10 protein-coding genes are annotated in these 12895 nt (G+C 41.7%); 3 read left to right on the forward strand and 7 right to left on the reverse strand.

Features of this window, described 5'->3' with window-relative positions; all coding sequences use genetic code 11:
• Positions 1-45 precede the first annotated feature (45 nt).
• The 5 genes from Q0037_RS03225 to Q0037_RS03245 form a co-directional block, all read right to left on the reverse strand.
• Positions 46-978: a carbohydrate kinase family protein gene (locus Q0037_RS03225; RefSeq protein ID WP_297515371.1), complete on the reverse strand. Its 933-nt coding sequence runs from the start codon at positions 976-978 to the stop codon at positions 46-48.
• Complete coding sequence (locus tag Q0037_RS03230; RefSeq protein WP_297515373.1) at positions 975-2162, reverse strand: glycoside hydrolase 100 family protein; 1188 nt, start codon at positions 2160-2162, stop codon at positions 975-977. The genes Q0037_RS03225 and Q0037_RS03230 overlap by 4 nt, the downstream gene beginning before the upstream one ends.
• Positions 2143-3465 (reverse strand): MFS transporter, encoded by a 1323-nt coding sequence (locus Q0037_RS03235; protein ID WP_297515376.1) that lies wholly within the window; start codon positions 3463-3465, stop codon positions 2143-2145. Before Q0037_RS03235 ends, Q0037_RS03230 begins: the two co-directional genes overlap by 20 nt.
• Positions 3466-3468: 3 nt before the next feature.
• Positions 3469-3822, reverse strand: a complete 354-nt coding sequence (locus tag Q0037_RS03240) for a glutaredoxin family protein (RefSeq protein WP_297515380.1) — start codon at positions 3820-3822, stop codon at positions 3469-3471.
• Positions 3823-3913: 91 nt separating this feature from the next.
• Positions 3914-6553, reverse strand: coding sequence for a TonB-dependent receptor (locus tag Q0037_RS03245; protein ID WP_297515382.1), 2640 nt, complete (start codon positions 6551-6553; stop codon positions 3914-3916).
• Positions 6554-6712: 159 nt separating this feature from the next.
• Here Q0037_RS03245 and Q0037_RS03250 point away from each other — a divergent pair, with 159 nt between their 5' ends.
• Both Q0037_RS03250 and Q0037_RS03255 read left to right on the forward strand, forming a co-directional pair.
• Positions 6713-7735, forward strand: coding sequence for a LacI family DNA-binding transcriptional regulator (locus Q0037_RS03250; RefSeq protein WP_297515385.1), 1023 nt, complete (start codon positions 6713-6715; stop codon positions 7733-7735).
• A gap of 98 nt (positions 7736-7833) precedes the next feature.
• The gene (locus Q0037_RS03255) at positions 7834-9852 is read left to right on the forward strand and encodes a M13-type metalloendopeptidase (protein WP_297515388.1); all 2019 of its coding nucleotides are present in this window, start codon (positions 7834-7836) and stop codon (positions 9850-9852) included.
• A 293-nt stretch (positions 9853-10145) separates the two neighbouring features.
• Here the strand turns inward: Q0037_RS03255 and Q0037_RS03260 are convergent, their stop codons facing one another.
• Entirely contained in the window at positions 10146-12125 is a 1980-nt protein-coding gene (locus tag Q0037_RS03260; RefSeq protein ID WP_297515391.1) for a DUF2075 domain-containing protein, read from the reverse strand.
• Positions 12118-12324 carry a helix-turn-helix transcriptional regulator gene (locus Q0037_RS03265; RefSeq protein ID WP_297515394.1) on the reverse strand — a complete coding sequence of 69 codons (207 nt, stop codon included), beginning with the start codon at positions 12322-12324 and terminating at the stop codon, positions 12118-12120. The genes Q0037_RS03260 and Q0037_RS03265 overlap by 8 nt, the downstream gene beginning before the upstream one ends.
• An 84-nt stretch (positions 12325-12408) precedes the next feature.
• Here Q0037_RS03265 and Q0037_RS03270 point away from each other — a divergent pair, with 84 nt between their 5' ends.
• Entirely contained in the window at positions 12409-12870 is a 462-nt protein-coding gene (locus Q0037_RS03270; RefSeq protein WP_297515396.1) for a hypothetical protein, read from the forward strand.
• The last annotated feature ends 25 nt before the right edge of the window (positions 12871-12895 follow it).

The following is a 12895-nucleotide window of genomic DNA, read 5'->3' on the forward strand; positions in this document are numbered from 1 at the left end:
CAAAAGTAGCATTTTCCGTTGGTTTCTCAAGCAAAAGAACAGCCCTTACGCCAACAATTGTTTGATATCAATATCTTCGGGTAAGCGCCCTACATTTTGCAACTTGATCGCCGCCAAACGCTGAGCTACAGTCAAACGCTGCTCCCATCCAAAGCCTTCTAACCCGGCGTACAAGAATCCCGTCCAAAAGGCATCGCCTGCTCCAGTCGTGTCTTTAATATCTTCTAAAGGCAAGGCTTTTTGCGTGATCAATCCTTCTTCCGTATCCGAAAGCACTACCCCTTTTTTTCCTTTGGTCAAACACACGGTTTTCGCTCCAAAATCATGGAAAAAATCAAAAATATAATCCTCCGATTTAAACGCAGCAAACAACCGATAGCAATCGTCTTCACTGACTTTCACCAAGGGATTATTGGATAAATACGCTTTAATCACTGTCATCGCCTCTTCTCGGTTGGGCCAAATTCGTTCGGAAAAATTCAAATCTATACTCAATTGTAACCCTAAGGCTGCAGCACGCTGGGCACCGTCCAAAATTGTATCCCGAGCAGGTTGTTTACTCAAGGCAAAACAAGTGGTATGAAAAATACGCGCCGTCTCCAACAAAGCATCGGGCAATTGCGCCAATTCAATTTCCCCATCAGCTTGACGATACGGAATAAAATCGGGGGTGTCGGTCGATTTTGAAACCACAATCACCGACGTGGGCGTGTGCTCCAAACGCCGAATAACTGACGTATTCACCTGATTAGCTTTAAGTTTTCGCAAGGCATAATCCCCAAAACCATCTTGACCACAAGACGCTACCAACAACGATTGTAAACCCAAGCGCGCTGCATTAACCGCCACATTCGTAGGGGAACCCCCTAAAAATCGGTGAAAATCCTTGGTTTGGTTAATTGACGTATTGACCTCATGACCGATTAAATCAATCAGTAATTCGCCAACACAAATAATATCTAAAGTAGTCGTTTTCATAAGGAATCCGCAACAAATAAACGGGTGGATGAATGAATATAGTGGTGCACTAAAACCGAAGCCGCTGCACTCCAAGTGCACCAAGACACTCCATTGGGCGCTTCCGTTTGGGAATTAAAATTCTCATAAAAGGCAAAATCCTCACGGGCATTGGCAGCATCCAACGCCGATTGCAATGCTTTGGCTGCCGCAAGGTCACCCCGTTGCGCCAAAACCATTCCATAAAACCCATTGACCATGGGCCAACTCCCGCCATTATGGAATTCAAAAGGATAATTGCGAAATTCATACTTGCAATTGCTGTGCAATAATTGCCAATCGGACTCCTCCTCAGTTACTGGGGGCCAAAAAGCAGGCAAGAGCTGCATAGGTAACGCATGCGCCTGTTCTTTCATATACGTCAATAACGCAGTTTGTAGCTCAGGCGACCCCAAATCCAAGAGTAAAAACAAGGCATGGGCAAAGGCATCAAAACGGTTTTTGTACCCCGCCGGATTCAATGCACAGGGTAAATATCCCTGCCACGTCCATTCTTGATAGGCGCGCTCATGGTAATGTTCACCATGGGTACCAGGCGTAAAATTATGGAGTACTTGGTGGGTAATCGCATTTATTTTACTTGCATATTGCGCGTTGGGACTACAGGCATGTACGCCACGCAGCGCCCAGATACGCAGTAATTGGTCATACAATACATAGCCATCGGTGATGTACTCATCAGCCCAATTTCCAGACAAAGGAATATACATCAAATGCCGGTGATTGAATTCCCAATACTCCATTACCTGCAAGGCTTTTTCAACGGATTGTTTATTTTCATGAAAAAATGCGTGATCGCCTGTAAGAAGCGCATATTGAGTGACGCCAATCACAAACCAAGTGGTTGCATCTACACGTCCTGCCAACCCGCCATAACTCACTGCTTCGGTACCGTCTTCGATAATGGCAACATTGGAGGGAATGGTACCTAGTGAGTGCTGGTGTTGGGCTAAGGTAGTCAACGTATTGCGAAACGCTACAATCAAATGGGTATCCCCCGACACCAAAGCCGCCAAGCCACAAATTACACCATCACGCGCCCACACCCGATGGTAATTGGTGACAGGTTGCACAGAAGCCAAAAAGCCCTGTGGTGAAGCTGCTTTTTGCAATAAAGCCAATGCTTTAGGATAAACGGCTTCCATCCTCAATGAGTTTTGCTTTGGGTTTCATGCGCAAGGTGAGCAAAGCGCTACACAACAAAAATACGCCCGCCAATGTAACCGCATTCCGCGCATCGTTGTGGAGTACTTCTTTTAAAATATAACCAAACGTGAGGTTTTGAATAATCATAGGAATCACAATCATCATATTGATAATTCCCATGTATACCCCATACCGTTCTTTGGGGATATCGCCCACTACAATCAAATACGGAATGCCCATCATACTCGCCCAACCAATACCAAAACCGGTAATTGCAAAAAACAATAAGCTTTTATCCGTAAGATGTGGGAAGGCCAGAAAACCCAAAGCGGCTGCCGTTAAGCAAATCGCGTGGGTGATACGGGGACTGTATTTTTTGGCAACACCCACCAAGGCAAAGGCCACCAGGAAGGTTACCACATTGTACCAGCCGTTGACCAATCCCGTCCAACGCACCGCCTGTTCATAGGCCTCAGGATTGCTTTGTGGCGTCGCATTCCAGAGCGAAAGGGCAATACTCTTGGACGAATTTTGCCAATAGCAAAACAAGGCATACCATTGAAAGAGGTAAACCAATGCCAACTGCCACATGATTTTGGGCATCACCCGAATGGCCGAAGCAATTTCTTGTAGCGGCTCTAAAAACCCTTTTGAGGCTGCTTTCATATGCGCCAATTCTTCGGGGGAAGGCGGTATTTCGGTGGTGGTACGCATGCTCCACCAAATGGATCCAACAGAACAAATAGCGCCCAAAAAGAACGAAGCAAACACCCAAGTGGGAAGGGAACCCGTTTTACCCATAATAATTAAAGGAAAAACAAAAAGGGAAAGATTGGCTAAAGTTTGTCCAAATCCCGTGAAAAAACTTTGCATTTGAAAACCCAAAGGACGTTGTTCGTCATTTAACTTGTCGGCCACAAACGCGCGATAAGGTTCCATGGCCATATTATTGCCCGCATCCAAAATCCAAAGCAAACCAGCTGCCATCCAAAGCGAACTGCTGAAAGGAAAAGCAATTAAAGCCAAACTACACAACAAAGCGCCGATCAAAAAGTAAGGTTTTCTTCGCCCCCATCGCGGATGCCATGTTTTGTCGCTTAAGGCCCCAATAATGGGTTGTACAACCAAACCTGTTACGGGTCCCGCCAGATTGAGTAAGGGAATTTCATCGGGACTAGCGCCTAAAAAATCGTAAATAGGGTTCACCGCACTTTGCTGTAAGCCAAAACTGTACTGAATGCCGAAAAAACCCACATTCATGTGGAGGATTTGCCAAAAACGTAACGTTGGTTTCTGCCTCATGGATTAATCCAATTTTTTTAAAAAATCTTCAAACGGAATGTTATTCATAAACAGCTCCCCTTTTTTCTCTACCACGGGTATGGCTATTCCATACGTTGGCATACCGGCTTGTTTTAATTTGGCCAACATTTCACGTAATGCCTCGGGGTCACGGTCGATGTCAAAAAAGAGGTAGGGAATTTTACGTTGGTCCAAATACGCCTTGGCATCAATACAATAATGACAATCGGCACTGCCGTAAATACGAATTACTTGCTCTTGAGCAGGCTGCGTTGGGGTAGCTGCAACGGGCGTTTGTGCCCCCACATAACCGCTCAACAACAAGCTAAAACATACAAAAAGAATACGATAGTTCATACACGTGTTTTTGGACTAATTTACGTAAAAACAATTCCTACGTCAGCTTGTGACGCAGGAATTGCTAACAAAAATAAACATGAATAGAATCTTAGAATCGGTACGCTAAGGTCAACGATGTGGTACGACCGTTGATAGCGCGTGCGCGAACAATGTTATCTTGGTTTTCAATAATGCTTCCTTCTTCTACTTCGGTAATTCCGATGGTGTCAAAAACGTTATTAATATTCACTGTTGCCGAAAGTCCTTGTGTCAATTCAAAGCTCAAGAAAGGATTTACATAGGCATACCCTGGCATGACCAATTGATTGTCGTCTTGTGCATAAGCTTTGGTCGTTCCAATCACAGAGAATCCTACCAAGTGCTGACGTTTACCGCCAAATTTGTAAGAAGGTACAATGTTGTAAATGAAATCCGCTTGACGACGAGGACGGTTGCCTTCTACCGCTGGATTTAAAGCATCGGATGCAATTTCTGCTTTGGTATACGTTACATTACCCATGATGTTGAAATCCTTCATACGGTAGCTTCCTTCCAACTCAAGACCTATAGCGTTGTATTCGCGTTGAATCTGACGAATTCCACCTGCACCTCCTCCGAAATCCCAGTTTTGCTCTGAAACTTTAGAGTAGAAAGCGGTAGCATAAAACGTGTGGTTGGTACCGCGACGTTTGTACCCAATCTCTGCTTGATCCACCATATCAGCACTCAATCCACCAACAGCTGCTCCAGAGTTTAGTACGTTTGGACCAAATAACAAACGGTCGGCATTGGCTCTACCACCACGGCTGTAACGTCCGAATAAAGATTGATTTTCATTCAACAAATAGTTCAAACCTAACGAATACGAAGTGTAATCATAGTCGTAGTTGATGGGTTTACGGTTGGCATTGTCTACTACCGAAACGCTTGCTTCGGGTCCGTCAATCACCCCGTTATTGTTCACATCCAAATTTACGGCTTGGGTAGCGCCTGCATACGTTCCACGGGCTTTTCCTGAATCAAAACGCACACTTGCATCTACTGTTAACTTCTCATTAGCTTTCCATTGCGCAGCGGCATAAGGTGCTGTGATATCGTAATTCGCATCGTAGTTTCGGGTACAACAGTTGCCCCAAAAGGGCACGCCATACGCATATAATCCATTGCTTGTAGCGGTTCCGGCATTCAACAATGCAGCATTATCGCCTTTTACTTCCATCAAATACGAATTCCATAACCATGACATGCTAATGTTTTGGAACGCACGGTAATACCCTAAAGTCAAATCAACATCGCCGAATTTTTTAGACAATTTCAAATCGTTAGTAAAATTGTTGAAGTTGTTGATTTCAGTATCAAACGTATGAATACGCATCGCCAAACTGTTGCTTCCAAAGTTAGTTCCAGCCAAAGGACCGTTGGCATACGTCAAATTCGACACTCCAAAAGCGGTAGCTAAAGCGCCCCCTGTAGTAACTTCGGCAGGGAATAACGACACGAAACGCCCTTTAATGTAGTTTTGACGGAATCGATTTTCTACTTTCCAATCGTCGCCTAAGTCAAAGGACATTTCAGCACCAAAAGAAGTATTGATAGGGTGCATTCCATCACCAATATTACTACGACGACGTTCGCCATCGGCACCAATCGTTAAATTATCTAAAAACAAAGCGCTGTGAGGCGTATCTTGTAAAATGTCAAATCCATTTACCGAACTCCAGTTTGGATTGGCATTGGTACCCGAAACCTTAACTGGCATCGGCAAGTACCCGATCGACTTATCATTCAAATATTTTACATACAAACGTACATAGCCATTTTTGAATTCTTTGGTCAAATTGGCTTTGAACTGTCCTCCTAAATTTGCCGTATACCCAGCATTTCGAGGCCCTTCTCCTTGACGGTAGAAACCACCCACATGAAAACGCAACGACTCCGAAAGCGGTGATCCGTATTCAAAATCAGTACGCGTTTGACCGAAATCCACCCCTACTTGTTGCATCAATGTTCCGCCTTCTTTTTTACCATCTTTAGAAATAAAGTTGATAATCCCCGCAGGAGAATTACTGGCTAAGGTTGATGCCGAACCTCCACGGATGGCTTCAACACGTGCCAACGTTTGATCGTTACGCACAAAAATATCAGCGTTTCCGAAGGCTACGTCACCAAACTGCATTACAGGCATCCCATCTTCGTGCAATTGCAAGAATTTGGCACCTCCTGAAGCAATCGGAATACCGCGCACCGTAATGTTGGCATTCCCTTCTCCCCCCGTTGGCTCGGCTTTAATCCCCGCAATTGAACGGAAGATTTCAGCGGTTGAACGCGGAGCAGCTTGCTCGATTTGCGCCGTGTTGACCGAACTCACAGAAACACTCGACTGCAATTTGGTACGTTGACGGACGACCCCTGTTACAACAACCTCATCCAAACTTTTGGATTCATCTTCCATTTGAAGATTGGCGGTGGTAGCGCCCTTGATGCTTACTTCTTGCACCACTGTTTTATACCCGATAAAAGTAACGGTAACGGTAGTCTTCCCTTCGGCGAGTCCGCTTAAGGTATACGACCCGTTTTCGTTGGTGGTGGCCGATTTGGACCCTGCCGATACATTAGCCCCGATCAAGGCATTCCCCTTGGTATCGGTGACCGTTCCCGACAAAACACCACTTTGTGCAAAAGCTTGACTCACGAGCAAAAGCAACGTAAAGCATAGCATTTTCTGCAAAAGATTCGTAGTTTTTTTCATTTTTTGGTTTTTAAAAGATTAATAATTTTTGATGATTAGCTTTTCGAAATTAGTTTTTTGATTCCCATAATTTTAGGAAATAAAAATCGAAAACGTTTTCGAAAATACCGAAAACGTTTTCGATTTTAGAAATGGATTTTTTTCACCATATTTGTTTCAATGAAAGAAGCGACGTTAAAACAAATAGCCGAAACCTTAGGCATTTCTATTACAACGGTTTCCAAGGCGTTAAAAAACTACCCCGATGTGAGTGACAAAACCCGTAAAGCGGTTCACGAACTTGCGGATACGCTTCAATACAAACCCAATTCGTTTGCGGTCAATTTACGCATGCAAGAATCCCGTACCATAGGCGTCATTATTCCCGAACTGGTGCATCATTTCTTTTCCAGTGTTATTGATGGTATCGTCGCCGAAGCTGAAAAACACGGGTATTTGGTGATCATCCAACAATCGAATGAATCGGTGGTGATGGAAAAAAGTCAGGTGGAATTGCTGTTGAATAAACGCGTGGACGGTATTGTCATGTCGCTTTCCAACGAATCCAACGACGACGAACACCTCAAAGAACTCCTCCGCCGCAACGTACCTTTTGTACAATTTGATAAAATTTCCAAACTCCTCAACAGTTCCAAAGTCATTATTGACGACCAAAAAGCCGCGTGTGACGCCACGGCACATTTGATCAGTAAAGGTTGTAAAAAAATTGCCCACATTCGCGGCCCCGTGAATCCCCAAAACGCTATCGATCGCTTTTTAGGGTATAAAAAAGGACTCGAAAAACACGACATTGCCTACGACCCGTCTTTGGTATACACCTGCAGTCGGGTGTCGTTTGAAGAAGGAAAAGCCTTTGCTGCTCAAATACTCGAAGAACATCCTGATGTTGACGGTATTTTTTGCATCACCGACTTGGTTGCTGTAGGTGTTTTGGCCTATTTCAACGAACATAAAGTCCCCGTTCCGCAGCAAGTCAAAGTCATCGGCTTTAGCAACTGGTTCATGTCGCAAGTGATCACGCCTTCCCTAAGTACGGTAGAACAGCCCAGTTACGAAATGGGAGTTGCCGCCTTCAATGTTTTGCTCGAAGAAATCAACGCCCGAAAAGAAAACCGCGTGCGGGAACCCAAAACGGTACACCTTGGAACCCAAATTATTGAACGGGATTCGACGAAGGGTTGAAGAAAGTCGCAATCACAGTCGCAGTAGCTCAGTAGCTCTCTGTAACATTTACCAACAAAAACTTACTTATTTCATCAATCCAACTAAATAACTTCTCTATGAAAAAAATCACATTCCCGGTTTTAGCTTTGGCAGCTTTGGTTACTGCTTGCCAAAAAAGTGAACCTTTACACTCGGGTATTACCAAAGCCAATATGGATACGTTGGTAAAACCTGGGGACAATTTTGATGCGTATGTCAACGGAAATTGGAACCGAAAAACCAAGATTCCTGCCGATAAATCATCGTATGGCGCTTTTGATATGTTATTGGACAAATCGGAGAAAGACGTTAAAGAAATCATTCAAGCCGCGGCCAAAAGCAACAGTTCACAAGGTTCGGAAGAACAGAAAATCGGTGATTTTTATGCGTCTTACATGGACCGTAAAGGGCGTGACGCCAAAGGATTGCGTCCGATACAACCCGAATGGAAGAAAATCGATGCGCTTCAAGACCATGCGGCATTGGCGGCGTATTTGGGCGAAGCCAACCGTCAAGGTATCTCGGCCCCATTTGGCGTGTTTGTGAGTACGGACTTTGTTGACCCCAACAAAAACGTCATCATGACTTGGCAGGGCGGATTGAGTTTACCTGACCGCGATTACTACCTTTCACCGGCACCTGAAATGACGCAAATTCGCAAAGCCTATACCGAGCATGTTCAGAAAATGCTCAGCTTGGCGCAGTTCCCCAATGCCCAAGCCGATGCCGCCACTATTGTCGCTTTGGAAACTGAAATTGCAAAAATTCACATTACCAAAGAAGAAAACCGCGATACCCAAAAACTCAACAACCCGTTTAAGGTAGCCGATTTAGCGGGATTAATGCCCGGATTTGATTTCAAAACCTACCTTAACAAAGCGGGTATGGGGAAAGAGCAATCGATTATCATTGCCCAACCCGAATACATGAAAAAACTGGCACAGTTGTACACGGCCACCCCTATGGCTACCTGGAAAACCTATTTGAAATGGTCGGTATTGAGCGGTGCAGCCACTTCGTTGACGACAGCCTTGGATCAACAAAATTTTGAGTTTTTTGGAAAAGTGTTGAGCGGAACCGAAAAACAACGCGACGACTGGAAGCGCGCAGTACAAACCGTGAGTGGTGGTTTGGGTGAAATGATAGGCAAATTATATGTCGAAAAACACTTCTCTCCCGAGGCTAAAGAACGTATGACGGTCATGGTGAAAAACCTATTGAAAGCCTATGCTGAAAGTATCAAGAAATTGGATTGGATGAGTGAAGCCACCAAGAAAGAAGCTTTGAAAAAGGTCGATAAATTTGTGATTAAAATTGGCTACCCCGACAAATGGCGCGATTATTCCTCGTTGACCATTGCCAAAAATGATTTGTACGGTAATTTACAGCGTTGTGCTGATTACGAATACAACCGTAATTTGGCCAAATTAGGAAAGCCCGTAGACCGCACCGAGTGGGGCATGACGCCACAAACGGTAAATGCGTATTACAACCCTTCGGTCAATGAAATTGTATTCCCGGCAGCAATTTTACAACCGCCCTTCTTTGATATGAATGCCGATGATGCCGTAAATTATGGCGGCATTGGTGCGGTAATTGGGCACGAAATCGGACACGGTTTTGACGATCAAGGCAGCACTTTTGATGGCGATGGAAAATTACGCAACTGGTGGAAACCAAGCGATCTGGAAGCCTTCAGTAAACGTACAAAAGCATTGGTTGAACAATACAATACCTTCCAAGCCTTACCCGGTTTGAACGTAAATGGCGCCTTTACGTTGGGCGAAAATATTGGCGATTTAGGCGGATTGAGCATTGCCTTGAAAGCGTACAAGATGAGTTTGAACGGCCAAGAAGCCCCTGTTTTGGACGGCTTTACGGGCATTCAACGTGTATTTTTGGGTTGGGGTCAAGTGTGGTTGGACAAATCCCGTCCCGAAGCCTTACGCACGCAAATTGCCGCCGACCCGCATTCCCCTGCCAAGTTTCGTATCAATGGGGTCGTACGCAACATCCCTGAATTTTACGAAGCGTTCAACGTTAAACCCGGCGATGCACTTTACTTGGCGCCTGAAAAGCGCGTGAAGATTTGGTAGTAGTGAATAGTGACTAGTAATTAGTGACTAGTGACTGGTGACTGATAAGCCCCTAACCCCCAGAGGGGGAATAGTGACTGTCCCGACCCTTCGGGGCTGAGACTGAAAACTCAAAAAATCCCCTGCAGCAATGTGGGGGATTTTTTTGACAATTCAATAACCCTAACACAACAACCACCTAACACAACTCCCCGACCTTTGATGCATTCAATTACACGCCACTTGGGGTCCTCCCACAACACCTACTCCCTCCGTTTGCCTTCGGGGGGATTTTTGATTGTTGGTTATGAAATTTAGATTTCTTCTATACCTATTGATTTAAGAAAATCAAAAGTTCCATCGTAAATCATAGAAGGTCTTGTAAAATCATCATCATTCCCATAAGGAACATAAATTATCATTCCTTGTCTAGCTCTTGTCAACAATACCCTATATGAATTAATCAAATATTTAACTCTTTCTGGATTGCTATTGTTTTTCCAATTAGTCCCAGTAAACTTCTTGTAATTCCATTGATTTTTGTAATGATAAAAATCTCCATCCCAAGCTACACATGTCCAATCCAATTCTAAGCCTTGAACATCAAATTCTGTAGCGACTTCCTCTAAGAAATATGAAGAACGTATATCTTCTTTATCATTTAGAAACCAAATAGGAGCATCAATCTTAGCCTTTACATTCAAGCCAAAAGGTCGTAATCTTATAGCGCCTGATGAAGCTACAATCCCTATTCTCTCATTTCCTCTTGCCTGTTGATTTAGCCATTTTCTTGCTTTTTCTAAATCACGTGTAATTCTGATTGGATAATCTTTTGCAATATATTCATTGTAAATATATTTAGCGTTTGAAAGATTATTACTTATTATTTGCTGTATAAAATTTGATAATTGTGCACTTCTAAATGATCTTAAAGAAACTGACAAATGTAATTCGTCTTTTTTCTCTGCATTTCTATTCTTTAAGATTTTTATAGCATTTTCATCTTGTATATAATTGTGATCATCAATTATTTTTGAAGAATAATAAATATTCCAATCCTTAAAATTATTTTCAAAAGGTCTAATCCATTCTTCTAATCCTGCTTCACCAGTATTTATCTCTTGACCTCCTCCAATCAAACACACTATTGTACACCAATCTTTGTGTCTATCCATAATCTCAATAAGAAACTCAGGCTCTGATTTATTGAATTCTGAATTTCCTTTATTTCTTCTCATAAAACTTGAGGCTTGCTCTTTTGTCCAAGCTCTTTGAGCTTCATCAAAAATTGTAACCTTTTCAATTGGGGCCTTATTGTCTTTTAAAGATGCGTCTCTAAAGTGATGAATGTTCTGTATAAATGATTTCACTTGTGATTTGGCACTTTCTTTTGACAAAGTCTCACCAAATTCTTTAGCATTCTTGACTTTATCTCGTGCTAATGCCTCCCTCAAAACATCTACTAAAGGTCCATTCCCCGACAGAAAAACAGCATGTTCCTCTTCTTCATAATTTGAACGTAAATTAGCGATATTTAAACCCGCTAATGTTTTTCCAGCACCAGGAACTCCAGTGATAAAGCAGATGGATTTTTTATTATTCTCTTTTGAAAAATCAATTATGTGAGAGATACAATTTGAAGTCACTGATAAATTTTCCGCTCCTGAATCACTTCTTGAAATTTCTGCTACGTTATGTTTTTTATAAAGGGCTGTAGCTGCTTCAATTATTGTTGGTGTTGGTTTGTAAATAGATTTTTCCCATTGCTTAGCATCTATCTTTTTATACGATTTTAATTGCTGAATTGTAAAATCAATTACTTCCCTGAGATTCTTTGAATTGGCGTAAATTGTTTGATATAAACGGTCAATGCTTTTGTGAAAATTGTTAATTATTGAAGGGGCTTTGTCTGCAATTAACACAGGTATTAGATTTTGATTATGACTTCCTTCATGAAAATTGTTCAAATCTAAACCATAATCAAAAGCTTGCTCTTTTGCATACTTATCATATGCATCAGACCCAATCTTAAACTCTAAAATAAAAATGCAGTTGTCAATGATTAGAATATTATCAACTCTTTTTCCCATTCTAGGAATAGTAAATTCAAAATAAATTTCACCAGAAAAGGAGGATATATTTCTTTTTAAGATTTCGATTTGACATTTCCAAGCATTAGATTGTTGTATTGTTAATTTATTCAAATCATAATTACCTGAAATTTTTCCATAAATTGAATTATTATCTTCATTGATAAACTCCTCAATACTAGCATTATAATAAGCCCTACTCATCAAATAAATCTTTTACTTTTATATCTAGTGCTTTTGCTAATTTTTCAACTACTTCAATCGAAACATTTCTTTCACCTTTTTCAATTGTTGGCAAATAGGTTCTATCAATCTCAGCCAAGTTGGCTAACTTTTCTTGCGATAAACCTTTTTCTTTTCGCAATTCTTTAATCTTTATTCCAAATCGTTGCTTAATATCCATGTTAACAAAATTTGAAAAATGTAGACTTTAAAACAACGGAGTATAGTCCGGTTTTTTGCTATTTTTGATAATACTTTTATGCTCATGGGTTATATAATTGAAATCATATTTGGAAAAAACGAGGTGAAAAAACACCGCCTTGGTGAAGAGTTTACTGACTATGAAAATTTAATTCATAAAAAAAGATTTGAATTTGAAACCTTAGCTGAAAGAAATGCGTTCTATAATGGTTTATCAGAATCTAGTGGATGGATAGAATTTGAAATTATCGAAGAAATTCAAACTAATGAAACACATAAAGATGAAGAATTCAACTATTGGAGTTTTATTGAAAAATATTATCCCAATTATAACCATTGTGATAGTGTATTGCTAAGCGACATTTTAACCAGAAAATTAAATGACGATGAAATCAGCGAAAAAGATGAAGAGTACATTAAAGACTGGGATGTTAGGAAAGAGCTAATGAAACTAGACAAAGAACTTCTTGGAAAAGCTTTTGAAATTTATTTTAACCAGGTTTATCCCGAAAAATCAAATAAATAAATAATTAATCTTTCCTTTTTTTTTG

It is taken from the genome of Flavobacterium sp. (assembly GCF_027482425.1).
Classification (GTDB): Bacteria; Bacteroidota; Bacteroidia; order Flavobacteriales; family Flavobacteriaceae; genus Flavobacterium.